Genomic DNA, 16,666 nt, shown 5'->3' with positions numbered 1-16,666 from the left:
GCCGCGACACTGATCATAACAAGTGAGTTTTTCCGCTCGTCAGTGTCGGAATCTGCCGGCAGTTCATCACTTCCCCCCGCCCGTCGGTCCGGAAACAGTACCCCTGATAAATATTTCCTCCAATGCCGGTTTTTCAGCCACACTTACTGGATAAGCCACCCGGTTCAGCAGAATTGCGGCAGACAACACGGTCAGTTAACGCCGGTTCTCCGGCAAGAACAGCAGAGGAAAGGAATGAAAAAAGTCGCAATTATCGGTACCGGTCCGACAGGCATCTACACGCTGCTATCGCTGGTCAACGATCACCCGCCCTGTTCGGTAACTATTTTTGAACAGGCCGCCGAGGCCGGGGTTGGCATGCCCTATCGTCGGGAGGCCAGCTCACCGATTATGCTGGCCAATATCGCCAGTATTGAGATCCCACCGGTCATGACGACCTACATTGCGTGGTTGCAGGCACAATGTCCTGAGATGCTGGCAGGGTTTGGTGTGACGGCCGGATCCCTTCATGAACGGCAGTTTTTACCGAGGATCCTGCTGGGTGAATACTTCCGGCAGCAGTTTTTACAGCTGCTACACAAGGGGGAAAGTCAGGGGTTTATCCTGCATGTTCATACCTCCTGCCAGGTCACAGATATTCTGGCAGCCGGAGGCGGGGTCACCGTGACAGCGCAGGGCCGTCCGCAGGCTGAATTATTCGATTTTGTCGTGATTGCCACCGGCCATGTCTGGCCTGCAGAAAATACCCGACCGCATACCTTCTTCCCGAGCCCCTGGTCCGGCCTGATGAAAGCCAGCGTACCGGCCTGTCGGGTGGGGATCCTCGGAACATCGCTCAGTGCGATCGATGCGGCAATGGCTGTGGTGACACAGCACGGTCATTTTTGCGAAAACACTGCCGGGGGCTCACAATTTATTCTGCGTGACAGCAGCCGGTCTTTGCAGATAGTCCTGATGTCACGTGCCGGCATGCTGCCTGAAGCCGATTTTTATTGCCCTATTCCCTACCAGCCTTTACAACGGGTGACTCCGGAGGCGATTGCGGCCCTGATTGCCGACGGAAGTGCCGGATTACTGGACCGGGCGTTCGGGCTGATGGTGCAGGAAATCACCCTCGCTGACCCTCTGTGGAGCCGTCAGACCGGGCTTGCCCGGCTGAACGCCGATAATTTTTGTGATGCCTGGTTTGCGGCACGGCAGCAGCAGGATCCTTTTATCCACGCCAGAAAAAATCTGCAGGATACTCGCCTGAATACCCTGACCAAATATACGGTGCCCTGGCGGTATGTGATCCTGCGTCTGCATGAAGTGATCGCCGGAATAGTCCCTCATCTTGACCCGCGAGACAGTACCCGTTTCGCGTCCGGGCTGGCACGGGTCTTTATTGATAATTATGCGGCCATACCGCCACAATCGCTGCGGCGATTGCTGGCATTACATGATGCCGGTATTCTCACCCTCCTGCCGCTAGGCCAGGATTACCGCGCCCGCAAAGACGGCAATCGTACCGTGATTTTTGCCGGAGGGGCGCGCCATACCTACGATATCTTTATCGATGCGCGGGGGCAAAAACCCCTGAAAACGCGCGATCTGCCGTTTCCCGGTTTACGCAGACAGATGTTATGCCACGGAGGAGAAATACCGCAGGTGGCCGCCAATTTTACCTTGCTTGAACCTGCAGTTGCCCGCGGGCGTATTGCGTTTGGTGCAATACCTTACCTGATGCATGACAGGCCTTTTATTCAGGGCCTGACGGTAAGTGCGGAAATCGGCGAGACAATTGCTCACGCCCTTGGACATTCTGTCCCGTCGCAGAGCGCGGCAGAACAGCAGACAGATCTGCAACAGGGATACCTCTGAGTATTCCGGTCCCCGCGTGAGTAGCGGATATACACCCCACGCCGGGAAACAGAAGGGGAAATACTGAGCGCAGGGGCGCTCTCTGCGCTAAGGGAAGTCTTTCAGAGAATAAACGATGCCTGCAGGCGCTACGTTATAGCATTGTGGCGCTGACCGGTGACCCGGTGAAGGATGGTCAATGACGGCAGACCTGTTTATCTGCGGCCTGTAATCATTTCCGGGGCATTGCCAGGGAGAAATATGCTGACCGTAAGGTATTCCCTGGCCGGGTGATCGCTGAGATAACTCATTGAGAGATAAGCATTCAGCACCGCAGCATCGTCGGGAGCATGGCGGGCATGTCACCGCCCCCCTTCCGGAACCGGAGGATTAACCGTTACGGAAAATATAGCGATAAGCACTCAGCGCCGCAGCACCACCAGGAGCATGGGGGCATGTCACCTTCCCCCTTTTGCGACCTGGTGATTAGCCATTACGGAAAATATAGCGATAAGTATTCAGCGCTGCAGCACCACCAGGAGCATGGGGGCATGTCACCGCCCCCCTTCCGGAACCGTAGGATTAGCCGTTACGGAAAATATAGCTATAAGCACTCAGCGCCGGAGCACCGCCCAGATGGGCATACAGCACTTTGGAACCTTCCGGGAATTCCCCGTTACGGATCATATCGATCATGCCATGCATCGATTTACCTTCGTAGACAGGGTCTGTCAGCACACCTTCGGTGCGGGCACATAAGCGGATCGCTTCAAGCGTCCCTTCGCTGGGTAATCCGTACTCCGGGCCACCATAGCGGGTATCGAGGATAATATCTTCTTCGGTAATTTCGCGATCCAGCTCCACCAGTTTTGCCGTATTTTGGGCAATACGCAGTACCTGGGCGCGGGTTTTCTCCGGCTTTGCAGATGCATCGATGCCGATCACTTTTCGGGACGGCCCATCTTCAGCAAACCCGACCACCATACCGGCATGGGTACTGCCGGTCACCGCACAGACCACGATATAATCAAAGGTAAAGCCCAGCGCTTTCTCCTGCTGACGGACTTCTTCTGCAAAGGCCACAAAGCCTAACCCACCGTAAGGGTGCTCAGAGCAACCGGCCGGGATCGGGAAAGGTTTACCGCCATTCTTTTCGGTTTCATCCATCGCCTGTTTCCAGCTTTCACGGATGCCGATATCGAATCCTGCCGAATCCAGACGTACATCGGCCCCCATAATCCGCGATAACTCAATATTACCGACACGATCATACACAGCGTCAGAATAATTAACCCAGTTTTCCTGAACCAGCACGCATTTCATACCCAGGTGCGCAGCCACGGCAGCGACCTGACGGGTCTGGTTAGACTGGATACCACCGATAGACACCAGGGTATCACACCCCTGCTCCAGAGCTTCCGGGATTAAATATTCCAGTTTGCGTGTCTTATTGCCGCCGAATGCCAGACCACTGTTACAGTCTTCACGCTTGGCATAAATCTCTACTTTGCCACCCAGCTCAGCACTCAGGCGTTTCATCGGAGTGATCGGGGAAGGTCCGAAAGTTAACGGGTAGCGGGCGAATTTTTCAAGATTCATTATTAATCTCCTGGTGTTGGCCTAAGCATTAAAAGTGTGATCAGGGTCGCTGATTTCCTGTCCAACACCTTACAATAACCGGAGATTTTGTAAATTTCGTTTTAATGGTAAAAAATGAAATTAAATTAATACATAAAATTAATTTACGCATTTAAATCATAGATATTCATTATAATGCACAATTTTATTAATCACCCCGCACAAATAAACTATCCATCCCGCGCCGGGAAACACCATAAATTCACTATAAATCAATGAGATATATAAAACCTCTGCACCGACCCTGCCCCCCTGATGACGACGTCTGACCCGGCCCGTTCGGATGACTGTTTTTACCAGAGTAAAATGTGATGACGGAAAGCCCGGCGATAAGAAAAAAGCATGGGAGTCTCCCGGGCACGGCCGGCAGCCGTTGCCGGGGGACAGCAGAATAAAACGGGGGATTAGAAAAGACGACAGATCAGAGCGGTATTTGCGTGGTCGAAAAAACTTCCCGTAAACCGATAAAAGAGCGAATTTGCCTGACCCCGGGCAGAAACAGCAGCTGTTCGGCATGTAATTTATTAAAACTCTGATTATCCGCGGTACGGATCAGCATAATGTAATCAAATTCGCCACTGACCATATGGCATTCCATACAGCCGCGAATATTACGCACGGCGTCTTCGAAATCGTTAAAGGTTTCCGGGGTTGAGCGGTCGAGGACCACGCCTATCATCACCACCAGCCCGGCTTTCAGCGCTTGTGGATTAAGGATAGCCACATGGCGGGTGATAAAGCCGTTCTGCTTTAGCCGTTCTACCCGTCTCAGGCAGGCGGGCGGGCTGAGGTTAATTTTTCCGGCCAGCACGACATTAGACACTGAGCTGTCCTGCTGCAGAATTTTCAGGATGGCAATGTCAAACCTGTCCAGCGATTTGTCATTATCAGGAAGTTCACTCACGTTTATCGGCTCCGTTTATCGGCTCCGGTCATCAGGAGGACAGGGCCGGGTTATCTTATTCATCAATAAGATAAATCACAGTACCGCCGGCTGTCATGGTAATTCTGAGGCTGCTGTAACAAAGCCACGGCCCGGGCGGCTCAGCGTGATACCGTGAGGGATGATCCGGTAGCAACGACGGAGACCTGTCCACCGGTGGCTCCCGGAGGACAGGCATGTCTTAGAGGGAGGATTACAGGGTACGGAAACCGTGGGTCCCGTCATTCGCCAGTTGATCCACCAGACCATATTCCCATTCAAGATAGGCGCGCATCGTGTCGGCGGGAATATCGGTACCTTCATAGGGGCGCTGATAACGGTCTTTCCGCACGGATAATAATGCGGTTTCTCCGCTCTCCTGTGCCAGGCCGGCGGCTCTCCAGGCCGTGTTACCACCTTCCAGCACCACGACCGGTTTGCCGGTCAGTTGCTGTAACTGGTCTACCGCGAACCTGGCCAGCAGGCTGCTGCCACAGGTGACAACGTAACGTTCTCCCTCCGGGAGTGCGCCGGCAGCGATCAGTGCCGGGATATCCGCCCGAAGCAACCAGTAAGCCCCGGGAATATGACCTTTCACATAGTTAGCACTGGTCGTGAAATCCAGCACACGGGTCGTTCCCGCGGCCAGCCATTGCGACACGGTTTGCGGATCGGCTTGAGGATGCAGCCCGGCGTCCGGGACCGGGGCAAGCCAGGGACCTGTCTCACGGAATGCGGCAGCCTCTGCCGGGTCAAGCACCGCCACTTCCCAGTTCATCTGTGCCAGCCAGGAGGCGGTGATCTCCGCCCGGGTCAGCAAATCATCGGTCAGTACGATGCGCGCACCGCGCACACTGGCATAGTGATCCGTTTCCTGAACCAGCTGGCCTCCGGGCACATGCCGTGCCCCGGGCAGGTGCCCCGCTTCATATTCTCCGGCACTGCGGACATCAAACAGATAAGTTGTCCGGTCGGTCTGTTGCTGCCAGGTACGGAGCTGCTGCGCAGAAATCCTTTTCACCCCCGCGCGTTCTGCGATCCGGCGGGCCTCGTCTGCCGCGCGCTGCCGGTTCTCTGCCGTCAGTTCTCCGTATTGTTGCGACTGCCCATGCGTCAGCGACAGTCCGGCGAGGGTCCAGCCGATGGTGCCGTTGCGCAACGCAAAGACCGGGTTTACCAGTCCGGCATTGACCAGCGTCTGGGTGCCGATAATGCTGCGCGTACGCCCGGCACAGTTGATAATCACCTGTGTCTGCGCAGAAGGCAGCAGATCACGCACCCGAAGTAACAGTTCTCCCCCGGGCAGACTGGTGCTGCCGGGGATATTCATGGTCTGGTACTCATCAAAACGGCGGACATCAAAAACCTTCACATCCGCCCCGCTTTCCAGCAGATCTGCCACTTCGTCTGCAGATAACGACGGGGTCTGCTGCTGATGTTCCACCAGTTCCCCGAAGGCCTTGGACGGTGAGTTAACATCAATAAAGAGTTCTTCTCCGGCCTCACGCCATCCGTTCAGGCCGTCCTGAAGTAACGCGACATCCCGGTAGCCCAGATGTTGCAGACGTTGCACCGCGGTAGCGGCCAGCCCGTCATTATTGTCATAAACGGTAACCGGCGTGGTACGCCGCGGGATACGGCTATAAACCCCGGTTTCAAGCGTCGAAAGCGGAATATTCACCGCAAACAGCGGATGGCCGGTGGCGTACAACGCTTCTTCCCGGACATCCACCAGCGCCAGTTCTTCTCCCGCCAGTAATGCACGACGAATATCAGCAGCTGTACGTAATACAAAACGAAATTCCTGTCCCATAACTATGACTCCGTCACTGTCGGTTGCGGCTGACTGGCATAGCCGGAAATAAATAGTTTTTCGCTGCCATCCGGCAGATAAATGGCCCGCTCGACCTTACCGATATCGGCACCGTAAACATGAATGCTGACGGAAACACGGTCCCGGAAGGCATTACTGACCTGATGAATATCCCCTTCTGCCGGAGACAGCGTTTCCACTTCCCCCGGCTGCAGCAGGACAGCCTCTCCGTCCGGGCGCATCCCGTCCGGGCCACGGACAAAAGATTGCGAGTGCTCTGCCCCGCGTAACATGCCGATTAACCCCCAGACCCGGTGATCATGAACCGGGGTCTGCTGACCCGGCCCCCAGACAAAACTGACGACCGAAAAGCGTTGCTGCGGATCCAGATAGAGCAGGTATTGCTGATAATGCTGCGGGTGCGGCTGACTGTAAGAGGGTGCCAGCCAGTCATCCTGACTGACCAGTGTGGCCAGCAGCGGTGCACTGCGTGCCAGCAGACCGGCTTCGTCCGCAGTACCGTGCGCGGTAATCAACGCGGAGAGTTCGCGAATAAAGGTGGTGAGACGCGGATGCGGTAACGGGCTCATGCCGTCCTCCTCAGAGACTGATTCTCTTGCTGTGATGCCGAAGGAGTCAGAATATGGTTCAGTACACTGGCCTCCAGTTCGGCCAGGCGCGGGTGGCCACGACGGCGCGGACGCGGGACATCAATTTCCTGATCCAGAGTGATCCTGCCGTTATCAATCAGGATCACCCTGTCTGCCAGACTGACAGCTTCGCTGACATCGTGGGTCACCAGAACCACCGTAAAACCATGAGTCTGCCAGAGCGATTCGATCAGTGCCTGCATCTCTATCCGGGTCAGGGCATCCAGCGCGCCCAATGGCTCATCCAGCAGCAGAAGCCGCGGGCGGTGGATCAATGCCCGCGCCAGTGCGACACGTTGTTTTTGTCCCCCGGACAGTGCCGAAGGCCACTCATGGGCCCGGTGCGCCAGACCCACGGCATCCAGTGCTTCACTGGCGGCCTGCTGCCACTCTCCTTTCAGCCCCAGCCCCACGTTTTGCAGCACGCTTTTCCAGGGAAGCAGACGTGCTTCCTGAAACATCAGCCGGGTATCCTGTTGCCTCTCCTGCAGTGGCTGTGTCCCGCTCAGCAGCTGGCCACCGTCGGCGGTTTCCAGCCCGGCCAGCAGCCGCAGAAACGTACTTTTACCGCAACCACTCCGGCCGACAACCGCAATAAACTGCCCGCCTGCGGCCTGGAGATCTATCTGGCTCAGAACGGTCCGGCCCGAATAATGTTTACTGATTTTCCGGATATCCAATGGGGTTCCGGCGGAGGTATCAGGTTGTGTCATGTTCATTTCTCCTTAGACTGATAAGCCGGATGCCAGCGCAGCCAGACACGTTCAAGTAATACCGTCAGAACATCGGCGATTTTGCCAAGCAGGGCATAGAGGATAATGGCCACCACCACCACATCCGTTTGCAGAAATTCACGGGCATTCATCGCCAGATAGCCAATCCCGGAGTCGGCAGAGATGGTTTCGGCGACAATCAGCGTCAGCCACATGACGCCGAGACCGTAGCGCACACCAACCATAATCGAGGGTAAGGCGCCTGGCAGAATGACCTGCCGGAACAGGCTGAAGCCACTGACACCGTAACTGCGTGCCATTTCCACCAGGCCACGATCAATATTACGGATCCCGTGATACGTGTTGAGGTAAATCGGGAACAGCGTACCGAGGGCGACCAGGAATATTTTTGCGGTTTCCCCGATCCCGAACCACAGGATCACCAACGGGATCAGAGCCAGGTGCGGGATATTGCGCAGCATCTGCACCGAAGTATCCAGAAGACGCTCACCAATGCGGGAAAGGCCGGTAATGAATCCCAGCAGCAACCCAATGGAACCCCCTATGGCAAAGCCGATCAGTGCCCGGAGGGTACTGATGGCCAGATTACTGCCCAGTTCTCCGTCCAGCGTCATTCGCCAGAAGGTCCTGGCAATGGTCACCGGGGCCGGCAAAATACGGACCGACAACCAGCCAGCCTGGGCCGCCAGTTGCCAGACGATAATAATCCCTATCGGCAGAGACCAGGGGACCAGTGCGTTAAGGAAATGGCGCACCGAAAATCGTCGCTGTCTGGTGCTATGTACGGAAGTTCCGGTTGTATCGATCGAAAAAATAGCCATGATGATCCTTCCTTTCAGCGGGTCTGCCCGGCGGGAACGTTAGTTGCCGGCTCAGTCAGAATAAAACGGTGGTCAAACGTGGACGCCACCTGCAACCTTTGTGGCAGTAATCCGCTCTGATGATAAAAATCGGCCGTCTGCTGTTGCTGCTGTACGGTTTTTGCATCAATGGGCTGCCAGACCATATGCCGGCGGCTGAAGGAGAGTTTCACTGCCTCCTGCGGAAAACCGATAATTTTTGACAATGTCTGGCTGTAACTGTCCGGATGCTGATTCGCCCACTGTTGCGCCCTGGCCAGCCGTAACAGAAAATCCTGTAAGGCCTGCCGTTTTTTCGGGTCAGCCAGCGCGGTATCCGTGGCCGCTACAAAGGTATTTCCCGACCAGAGTCCCCTGCCGTTCACCAGTACCCGCATATGATCCTGCGTTTCGGCAAACGCCGTGTAAGGCTCCCAGGTCGCCCAGACATCCACATCCCCCTGACTCAGGGCCAGTTTGGCATCCGAAGGGGTCAGGAAACGGAACGTCACGTCCGACGGTTTCAGCCCGGCGCTGGCCAGCGCTTTCAGCGCCACGAAATGGCCAATAGATCCCCGGTTGGTAGCGATGGTTTTTCCTTTCAGATCCGCCGCGCTATGGAGCGGGCTGCCGGCATTGACCAGCAAAGCCGTGCCATACGCATCCGATTTCGCTACCGCAATGGCTTTGACCCGGGCTCCCCCTGCTTCGGCAAACAGCAGAGGTGCGTCCCCGATGATCCCTGCATCCACAGCGCCGGCATTCAGAGCCTCTGCCAGCGGGGCTGCCGCCGGGAATTCTGACCACTGAATACGGTAGGACAAATGGGTTAACTCTCCGGCAGCGTCCAGAACGGCCCGCATTCCGCCTTTCTGGTCGGCTATCTGTAATGTCAGTCCGGAAGCCTGAACCAGGCCACTGCTCAGGCTCAACAGCAGTAATACAGAAGTGATCCGTTTCATGGCTGCTCCCTGAGCGGCGTCGTCAGCGGGGTGGCTGCCACACGGTTTGCGCCTCCCGCCAGGCTGTAATCAAAGGCATTCGTGACATTTACCGCGTCCGGCAGCACATGCTGCTGATGGAAGACGTCCGCGGAATGCTGTAACGCCTGCCGGATAGCCGGGTTAAAGACCACCGGCGAGATCCGTGCACTGGCTACCCAGGCCCGGGTAACATTGACCGGCATCTGCAGGCTATCGGCCAGGGCCGTGGCAAACTGTTGAGGATGCTGTTGCGCCCATCGCTGTGCCAGCGCCAGCCGGGTGAGTAAATCAGCAATCGCGCTGCGTTTGTTGCTGTTGATCGCGTCATCCCGTGCCAGCACAAACGAATACCCGCTCATGATCCCCTGACCGCCACCGCCGGGCACCCGCTGTGCATGGTCAAGGAGGATGGCAGACGACAGATAAGGTTCCCAGGGGGCCCAGGCATCGACCGCCCCGGAGGCCAGTGCTGCCCGGCCATCCGTCGGACTGAGAAAGCGCAGGGAGACGTCCGAAGGCGTCAGGCCTGCGCGTTTCAGCAACCCGAGCACCAGATATTGCCCCCAGCCGCCACGGTTAACGGCAATACGTTTACCTTTTAACCCGGCCAGCGAATGGATGCCTGCCCCGGGCCGTGTCAGTAACGCGATGCTGTCCGGATTATTTTGCCAGGCACCGACGGCTTTCACCGGTGCTCCTGCGGCAAAGACATAAAGGAACGGCAGGTCGCCGGTGAAGCCGACATCCAGCGCCCCGGCGTTAAGCGCTTCCTGCACCGGCGCCCCGGAATCAAAGGTACTGAATTTCAGCTGGTAAGGCAGATTATCAAGCTCACCCGAGGCTTTCAGGGCCACCAGCCGATCGCCTTTGACATCGCCGACCCGTAAAGTGACCGGTTCAGCGGCATGCAGCAGGGGTGAGATCAGTGCCAGCATCACTACTGCCAGCGACGTACGACGGATCATCAGGCACTCCTTGCCAGTGTCTTTTCTGCAGCCACTTTTTCACGGGTCAGCGGGATTAGCGACTCGCCATACTCACGGGCATCATTCAGCGGATCAAAGCCGCGGATCAGCACGTTTTTAATCCCGAGCCGGTAATAGTCCAGTAGAGCATCGGAGACCTGGTCTGCGGTTCCCACCAGCGCGGTAGAGTTATACCCGCCACTGACCAGACCGGCGATCCCCGTCCACAGATGGTTATCCAGCCATTCCCCCTGTTTTGCGGCATCCATCAGTCGCTGCGCACCAACACTTTGTGGCTTAGGTAATCCGAAATGGTGCCCGGATTCAGCCAGCTGCTGTTTCGCGGTATGGTAGATATGCGCGGCTTTTTCGCGCGCTTCGGCTTCGGTGGCGCCAATAATCGGACGGAATGAAATACTGAAGCCAATATCACGCTGATGGCGTGCGGCACTGGCCCGGACGGCGGCAACGGTCTGTGCCGCACCGGCCAGAGGCTCGCCCCATAATGCGAACACATCCGCATGTTTCCCCGCCACCTCAATGGCCTCCGCTGAAGAGCCCCCGAACCAGACCGGCAAATGTCCGTGAACAGGCTTGATTGCGGAAACGGCAGATTCGGCCTGATAAAAGCGGCCCTGATGATCATAAGGCTGTTCAGAGGTGAGGCTACGTTTAACCACCCCGAGGAATTCATCGGTTCGGGCATAACGTTCGGCTTTAGTCAGATAATCGCCGTCACGGCGTTGTTCAGCATCGCTGCCGCCACTGATGATATGCACGGCTAGCCGGCCCTTCAGCAGATGATCCAGAGTCGCCAGTTTACGTGCGGCCAGCGTCGGGGAAACAAACCCCGGCCGGTGGGCCAGCAGAAGATGAATACGTGATGTCGCAACACCCGCCAGGGCAGCGACCAGAAAGCCGTCCGGTTGATCGGACCAGTAACCCACCAGGATCCGGTCAAATCCCGCCTGTTCATGGGTTTGTGCAAACCGGGTAATATAGTCGTTATCAAAAACCGGGCCCTGCGCCGGAATGATTTCCGAGGCCAGCCGGTGACCGATCATACCTGAAAACTGAATACTCATGAGTCCCCCTCTTCATGATGCCGGTATTTCACCGGTCTGAGAGGGCATGGTATTCATTGCGTAATCATGAGTGAAATTAATTTTTCAGCTAAGCTAATATACAAAATGCGCATAATAAGGCCGGTATGCAGAACCGGCCTGCCGGATGCCGGGGGAATAGTGGCGGTCCGGCTTACACCGCGAAATAGCTCTGTATGCCTCCGGCGATAGCTTTAGCAATCTTCATTCTGAATTGTGGTGTCCCCAGCAGATGCTCTTCCTGCGGGTTGGTAATGAATGAGGTTTCAATCAGGGCCGACGGGATGGAAGGTGACTTCAGTACCACAAACGCGGCCTGCTCCGGATGATAGCTGTGCATATTATGAACGGTACGGATATGGCCTATCATATGCCGGCACAGATCCAGACTGCTTTTAATGGTCTGATTCTGAACCAGGTCAAAAAACACCCGCTGTAACTGGGCATCTTTGGTCTGAACATTGATATCCGCATAATCATCTGCCGCATTTTCACGCTGCGAGAGATAGCGGGCCATAGTGCTGCTGGCCCCCCGGGTCGATAACGCATAGACCGAGGCACCATGGGCTTGCGGGCTGGTAAAGCCATCGGCGTGGATGGATAAAAACATATCGGCATTATGGGCATGTGCAATCTTCACCCGCTGATAGAGCGGGATGAAATGATCGTCTTCCCGGGTCAGGCGCACTTCAATATGCTGATGATGTTCAAACAGCGCCTGCAGGTTATGGGCTATCTCCAGCACGACATGCTTCTCTTCTTCACCCCGCTCTCCAATCGCGCCGGGATCTTTACCACCGTGGCCGGGGTCGATCATCACCAGCTTACGGGTACGTGAGACGGCCGGTGTGATTGCCGGGGTCGCCACCTCCGGCGTCGATACCTGTTCGGTGCTGCGCGCTTGCAAGGGAATAAACGTTAGATTGGCAAATTCTTCTTTCGCCAGCGCCGGCAGACAAAACGCCAGGCCGGTGAGTAAAAAATGGCGTCGTGCCAGAGTACACTTCTTCATTGTGTTTATCAGGATCCTGAAACGGGAGCGGGTAAACAAGGGTAAGCGCGCAGTATATCGATGATTCAGATGAATTTTTCGCTGTTTGTTTTGCAAAATACGTCAGAAAGATCGCTGATAACACGGGACGTGGCCCGGACCGGGCCAGAAACCCGGCCCCCGCCCCGTCCGTTCACCGGCGGCTGCGCTGAAAGACTCCCTGCTCCTGCCCCGCGACCTTGCCGGGGGAAATCACTGCCCGCTGCTCAGCCATCAACGGCAGCCGGCAGAGTACCAGGCCTGCCACGGCAAGCCAGGCCAGTTCATCGTCCGGCGGGTCCGGGTGGCAATATCTTGTTATATCTTTCGGGATTCACTGACAAAGCTAAATCAGGCGCTAACCGGCCTGCATAGATCCGTGCCAGCCGCCCGGTAGTGTTGCCCGGGCCAACAGAGGCCCGGAGACAGGCAGGAAAAGTCAGACATAAACTAAGGTGAGAGCCGCGCCAGGTCTTTGTCTGATAGGCCGTTTGCCCGCTGACGGTAAGCGGGGACGCTTCTTCATAAACCGGCACGGCAAAATACCAGGGCTTATCTGTATCTGTGATTCAGGGCTGGCCGGCTATCCGGAGGACGGAGAGTACCGGCCTTAAGGTTGCTGAGCATGGCCGGTCAGCGGGCCGTCACTCGCCAGACGGCATTCCCTACATCATCGGCAATAATTAATGCCCCTTCTTTGTCCTGCATTAATCCCACCGGGGCACCGTACAGCTTTTTCTGGTCATCCGAATAAAAGCCGGTCACTACCGGTTCCGGTTTGCCGACGGGTTGTCCCTGACGGAAAGCCACATACGAAACCTGATATCCGCTAAGCGGTGAGCGGTCCCAGCTACCATGTTCACTGATAAATGCCCCGCCATGATATTTTTGCGGCAGCGACTGACCGGTATAAAACCACAGACCCAGCGGCGCCACGTGTGAACCGAGAGCGTAGTCCGGCTTAATCGCCTTTGCCACCCAATCCGGACGTTGTGGTTTAACACGCGGGTCAATATGCTGACCGTAATAACTATAAGGCCAGCCATAAAAGCCACCCTGCTGTACCCGGGTCAGGTAGTCCGGCACCAGATCAGCGCCGATTTCATCCCGTTCGTTAGCTATCGCCCACAGTTCGCCACTTTCAGGCTGCCATTGCAGGCCGGTCGGATTACGTATACCGCTGGCAAAGATACGGCTGGCCCCGGTATCGGTAAAGACCTCCAGAATATCCGCACGCCGGTATTCGGCTTCCATACCGTTTTCGGTAATATTGCTGTCCGAGCCTACCCCCACATACAGACGTTTGCCGTCCGGACTGGCCAGCAGAGACTTAGTCCAGTGATGATTGATCCTGTCCGGTAAATCTGCCAGTTCCGTGCCAGGGTCGGTAATTTCGGTGGCCCCGGTCTGATAGGGATAACGCATGATATTACCTGCATTGGCGACATACAGTGTATTACCGATCAGCTGTACCCCGAACGGGGAGTTGAGATGCTGCAGGAACAGGTGCTTTTCCCAGCCATGTGCAGTCTGTCGTAACAGCGTGATCCGGTTACCGCCCTTCGCCCCTTTCCCGGACTGATTTTTGACCAGACTGGCTATCAGCTGTTTCGGCGTCGTAACGGCTTCTGTACCCGGACTGTTGCTTTCCACCACCAGAATATCGTTATCCGGCAATACGTAAATCTGTCGCGGATGTTGCAGGCCGTCGGCGATCTTTTCTATCTTCAGCCCGTCAGCGACACGGGGGGCCGCATCTGTGCCCCATCCCGCCGCTTTCGGGACCTGCATCGGTGGCAGCAGAAAATGCTGCGCCGCCGGTAAATGAGGATCTGCACCCGATTGCTGTTCCGGTGTCAGCTTAGCCTGCTGATCACAGCCACTCAGTGCCAGGGTTAGCAGTAAACTCAGGGGAGTCAGTCGCAGTATCTTATTCACAGCACACCTCCGGTCTGGCGATGGGTACGTACACTAATGACCAGAGAAGCTAACGCCAGACATACTACCGTGATCACCGATAGCACCACATTTTGCGGCACAATACCGTAGGCATCGCGGCTATGGACAAAAGCATTAAAGATAGCGGCGATAATCGCCAGCAGATTCAGCCAGAAGTTTAGCCTTATTGACCCGAAGGCCGGACGGTGCGGACCGGTCCAGACCTGAACCAGGTTAATCAGACGCGGAATAATGGCAAATAACAGTCCGAGGGTAATCAGCCAGCTGGCACTTTTTTGCCACAATACCTGACTGCTGAACAAGGTAGTGATATCAAAAATAAGTGCACCCACAAAAAATCCGTAAGGTATCGGGTTAAGCAACTCATAAACACTTTTTGCCAGGACGGATCCGGGCCGTTCTGCAGATCGGTTCATCGGCACATCCTTTCAGGATAAATAATAATTTTAATCACCTTGCCTGCCCGTTCCCGGGGAGATGCTGTCCTGCATTGCCGGCGACCCGCCTTCCCTGCTCTTTAAGCATAGCGGAAGCCGGCAGGATGTTAATTTTTTAACCGAAATGTTAACTAAGATCACAAATCAGAGACTATATCCGCCCTGAACTTCAACATGCCCGGTTTCTACGACTGATTAGCTGATTAGCTGATTAGCTGATTAGCTGATTGGCTGATTGGCTGATTGGCTGATTATTCTGCAGAGTGTTTTAAAGATAGCCAGTTGAATAATAATGTTTTTATTCGGGTTGACAACCTGCCCCCGTGTCATTAATATTCGCCCCGTCTTCACGACAATTCCTCTGTAGTTCAGTCGGTAGAACGGCGGACTGTTAATCCGTATGTCACTGGTTCGAGTCCAGTCAGAGGAGCCATATTTAAGAAACCCGCTTAAGGAAACTTAAGCGGGTTTTTTGCTTTTCTGCTGCATTTCGAGTTTTCATGTCATTAATATTCAATAAGTTACCTTGAAAATAGTTTCCTGATGCATTTTCAGTTTTACCTCCGCATCGGGAAAATCGGTGGTCAAATCCGGGATCAGGTTGGTTCGATGACGGAGTGACCCCCAAATGTCTCTTAACGACTCAAAAATCCGCAACTTAAAACCATCCGCTAAACTCTTCTAAGTTTCCGATTCTCATGGTCTGTATTTGCTTGTCAATCCGGGCGATTCACGTCTCTGGTATCTCAAATATCGCTTCAACCGAAAAGAGCCCCATATCGCATTAGATGCCTATCCGCAGGTCTCACTTTCCGAGGCCCGCCAACTGCGCGACGGTATCCGTAAACTAATGGCGCAGAATATCAATCCTATACAACAGCGCTTTATCCAGCGCTTTTCTGACAGCTATAACATCAGGAATACTGGTTTCATTCGGGCGGCCGCCTTTGGTAAAGGGGGCACCGTCCAGTAAAGGCGCTTCATTCAGGTTGTGAAGAGTGGGAACCGTCCGCCAAGGGGAGATTATGTCATTATCGCTGACACAGAAAGGAGAAACTGTTTTTACCTGTGAAAGGATTTTTTTATCACTTGTCGTTATAAAAAATGAGGGTGCTGTTTGTGACAGCGCCCGCGTTCAGGTTACAAAAAGAGCATCAGCTCAGAATGGCTTCCAGTCGGGCCAGCACTTCATTCACGACAGCATCGGGTATACGTTCCAGTCGTTTACCGCTCCGGGCTCCCATATCAATGGTTCTGGGCTGGTCGCAGCGAATAACGCCCGTTGTTTTTGTTCCCGCGCCGTCCAGTGAGACGGTAAAACCGGCTAAACGGGCGAAGTTTCCACCGCTGGTGACAGGGACAACAACGGGTAGCCGGGTCAGCTTGTTAAACGATGCCTTCGATACGATGAGTACCGGACGTTTCCCGCTTTGCTCGTGACCGGCGATCGGATCCAGTGAAACGAGCCAGATTTCCCCTCTGTCCATTTACAGGATCTCCTTGCCCACCGCAGGCGCATCAATCCATTCACGATCCTCTTCGCTCATTTCTGCGTGCGGATCGCACTGCGCCAGCAGTTCTTCGAGCGAATAGCGGGGACGTTTTTGAGGTTCAATAATAAGGCAGCCATTATCAATGGTCATGCCCACTTCGCTGTCCGTCGACAGCTCCAGCGTTTTCAGCACGGCGGGAGGAACCGCCAGCATGATGGATCCGCCGACCTTTTTCAGGCGAGTTGTATACATAGAGCACCT

General features: G+C 55.3%; 15 protein-coding genes, 1 tRNA gene and 1 pseudogene. 3 read left to right on the top strand and 14 right to left on the bottom strand.

Going from position 1 to position 16,666, the window contains the following annotated elements; all coding sequences use genetic code 11:
• The first annotated feature begins 234 nt into the window (after positions 1-234).
• Positions 235-1,860, top strand: coding sequence for an FAD-NAD(P)-binding protein (locus tag JK223_RS02995; RefSeq protein ID WP_212712734.1), 1,626 nt, complete (start codon positions 235-237; stop codon positions 1,858-1,860).
• Between the two features lie 561 nt (positions 1,861-2,421).
• Here the strand turns inward: JK223_RS02995 and JK223_RS02990 are convergent.
• The 12 genes from JK223_RS02990 to JK223_RS02935 all read right to left on the bottom strand — a co-directional run bounded on the left by JK223_RS02990 (position 2,422) and on the right by JK223_RS02935 (position 14,891).
• Positions 2,422-3,438, bottom strand: a complete 1,017-nt coding sequence (locus tag JK223_RS02990; RefSeq protein ID WP_025903503.1) for a 1-aminocyclopropane-1-carboxylate deaminase — start codon at positions 3,436-3,438, stop codon at positions 2,422-2,424.
• 460 nt (positions 3,439-3,898) lie between these two features.
• On the bottom strand, positions 3,899-4,381 hold the full coding sequence (locus JK223_RS02985; protein WP_025903504.1) for an Lrp/AsnC family transcriptional regulator: 483 nt from the start codon (positions 4,379-4,381) through the stop codon (positions 3,899-3,901).
• 232 nt (positions 4,382-4,613) lie between these two features.
• Positions 4,614-6,212, bottom strand: a complete 1,599-nt coding sequence (locus tag JK223_RS02980) for a rhodanese homology domain-containing protein (protein ID WP_212712733.1) — start codon at positions 6,210-6,212, stop codon at positions 4,614-4,616.
• 2 nt (positions 6,213-6,214) lie between these two features.
• Positions 6,215-6,802 carry a cysteine dioxygenase gene (locus tag JK223_RS02975; RefSeq protein ID WP_212712732.1) on the bottom strand — a complete coding sequence of 196 codons (588 nt, stop codon included), beginning with the start codon at positions 6,800-6,802 and terminating at the stop codon, positions 6,215-6,217.
• Complete coding sequence (gene ssuB, locus JK223_RS02970; protein WP_212712731.1) at positions 6,799-7,575, bottom strand: aliphatic sulfonates ABC transporter ATP-binding protein; 777 nt, start codon at positions 7,573-7,575, stop codon at positions 6,799-6,801. The genes JK223_RS02975 and ssuB overlap by 4 nt, the downstream gene beginning before the upstream one ends.
• 2 nt (positions 7,576-7,577) lie before the next feature.
• Positions 7,578-8,417: an aliphatic sulfonate ABC transporter permease SsuC gene (ssuC, locus tag JK223_RS02965; RefSeq protein ID WP_212712730.1), complete on the bottom strand. Its 840-nt coding sequence runs from the start codon at positions 8,415-8,417 to the stop codon at positions 7,578-7,580.
• Positions 8,418-8,431: 14 nt separating this feature from the next.
• Positions 8,432-9,397 carry an ABC transporter substrate-binding protein gene (locus JK223_RS02960; RefSeq protein ID WP_212712729.1) on the bottom strand — a complete coding sequence of 322 codons (966 nt, stop codon included), beginning with the start codon at positions 9,395-9,397 and terminating at the stop codon, positions 8,432-8,434.
• Positions 9,394-10,383 (bottom strand): ABC transporter substrate-binding protein, encoded by a 990-nt coding sequence (locus tag JK223_RS02955; RefSeq protein ID WP_212712728.1) that lies wholly within the window; start codon positions 10,381-10,383, stop codon positions 9,394-9,396. The genes JK223_RS02960 and JK223_RS02955 overlap by 4 nt, the downstream gene beginning before the upstream one ends.
• Entirely contained in the window at positions 10,383-11,468 is a 1,086-nt protein-coding gene (locus JK223_RS02950) for an LLM class flavin-dependent oxidoreductase (protein WP_212712727.1), read from the bottom strand. The genes JK223_RS02955 and JK223_RS02950 overlap by 1 nt, the downstream gene beginning before the upstream one ends.
• A gap of 172 nt (positions 11,469-11,640) precedes the next feature.
• Positions 11,641-12,498: an N-acetylmuramoyl-L-alanine amidase gene (locus JK223_RS02945; RefSeq protein ID WP_212712726.1), complete on the bottom strand. Its 858-nt coding sequence runs from the start codon at positions 12,496-12,498 to the stop codon at positions 11,641-11,643.
• Positions 12,499-13,149: 651 nt separating this feature from the next.
• A complete protein-coding gene (locus JK223_RS02940) occupies positions 13,150-14,454 on the bottom strand; it encodes a sorbosone dehydrogenase family protein (protein WP_212712725.1) in 1,305 nt (434 codons plus the stop codon).
• Positions 14,451-14,891 (bottom strand): DUF2231 domain-containing protein, encoded by a 441-nt coding sequence (locus JK223_RS02935; protein ID WP_212712724.1) that lies wholly within the window; start codon positions 14,889-14,891, stop codon positions 14,451-14,453. The genes JK223_RS02940 and JK223_RS02935 overlap by 4 nt, the downstream gene beginning before the upstream one ends.
• Positions 14,892-15,269: 378 nt before the next feature.
• Here JK223_RS02935 and JK223_RS02930 point away from each other — a divergent pair.
• Both JK223_RS02930 and JK223_RS02925 read left to right on the top strand, forming a co-directional pair.
• Positions 15,270-15,345: transfer RNA gene (locus JK223_RS02930), tRNA-Asn, on the top strand.
• A gap of 195 nt (positions 15,346-15,540) precedes the next feature.
• Positions 15,541-15,807: pseudogene (locus JK223_RS02925) on the top strand (Arm DNA-binding domain-containing protein); the annotation flags it as partial.
• A gap of 259 nt (positions 15,808-16,066) precedes the next feature.
• On the opposite strand, the gene JK223_RS02920 reads toward JK223_RS02925, so the two are convergent.
• On the bottom strand, positions 16,067-16,399 hold the full coding sequence (locus JK223_RS02920) for a type II toxin-antitoxin system PemK/MazF family toxin (protein WP_212712723.1): 333 nt from the start codon (positions 16,397-16,399) through the stop codon (positions 16,067-16,069).
• Positions 16,400-16,657, bottom strand: coding sequence for an AbrB/MazE/SpoVT family DNA-binding domain-containing protein (locus JK223_RS02915; protein ID WP_000288812.1), 258 nt, complete (start codon positions 16,655-16,657; stop codon positions 16,400-16,402).
• Positions 16,658-16,666: the final 9 nt, after the last annotated feature.

It is taken from the genome of Tatumella sp. JGM118 (assembly GCF_018257515.1).
GTDB classification, from domain to species: Bacteria; Pseudomonadota; Gammaproteobacteria; order Enterobacterales; family Enterobacteriaceae; genus Tatumella; species Tatumella terrea.
The sequence above is the reverse complement of the archived record's forward strand: the minus strand, read 5'-3'. Positions and strand labels throughout refer to the sequence as shown.

What these genes read in the sequence shown, in the direction of transcription:
- JK223_RS02915 (WP_000288812.1), bottom strand. Translation starts at nt 16,657, where the DNA reads ATGTATACAACTCGCCTGAAAAAGGTCGGCGGATCCATCATGCTGGCG.
- JK223_RS02920 (WP_212712723.1), bottom strand. Translation starts at nt 16,399, where the DNA reads ATGGACAGAGGGGAAATCTGGCTCGTTTCACTGGATCCGATCGCCGGT.
- ssuB (WP_212712731.1), bottom strand. Translation starts at nt 7,575, where the DNA reads ATGACACAACCTGATACCTCCGCCGGAACCCCATTGGATATCCGGAAA.
- JK223_RS02990 (WP_025903503.1), bottom strand. Translation starts at nt 3,438, where the DNA reads ATGAATCTTGAAAAATTCGCCCGCTACCCGTTAACTTTCGGACCTTCC.
- ssuC (WP_212712730.1), bottom strand. Translation starts at nt 8,417, where the DNA reads ATGGCTATTTTTTCGATCGATACAACCGGAACTTCCGTACATAGCACC.
- JK223_RS02950 (WP_212712727.1), bottom strand. Translation starts at nt 11,468, where the DNA reads ATGAGTATTCAGTTTTCAGGTATGATCGGTCACCGGCTGGCCTCGGAA.
- JK223_RS02935 (WP_212712724.1), bottom strand. Translation starts at nt 14,891, where the DNA reads ATGAACCGATCTGCAGAACGGCCCGGATCCGTCCTGGCAAAAAGTGTT.
- JK223_RS02975 (WP_212712732.1), bottom strand. Translation starts at nt 6,802, where the DNA reads ATGAGCCCGTTACCGCATCCGCGTCTCACCACCTTTATTCGCGAACTC.
- JK223_RS02995 (WP_212712734.1), top strand. Translation starts at nt 235, where the DNA reads ATGAAAAAAGTCGCAATTATCGGTACCGGTCCGACAGGCATCTACACG.
- JK223_RS02980 (WP_212712733.1), bottom strand. Translation starts at nt 6,212, where the DNA reads ATGGGACAGGAATTTCGTTTTGTATTACGTACAGCTGCTGATATTCGT.
- JK223_RS02960 (WP_212712729.1), bottom strand. Translation starts at nt 9,397, where the DNA reads ATGAAACGGATCACTTCTGTATTACTGCTGTTGAGCCTGAGCAGTGGC.
- JK223_RS02955 (WP_212712728.1), bottom strand. Translation starts at nt 10,383, where the DNA reads ATGATCCGTCGTACGTCGCTGGCAGTAGTGATGCTGGCACTGATCTCA.
- JK223_RS02945 (WP_212712726.1), bottom strand. Translation starts at nt 12,498, where the DNA reads ATGAAGAAGTGTACTCTGGCACGACGCCATTTTTTACTCACCGGCCTG.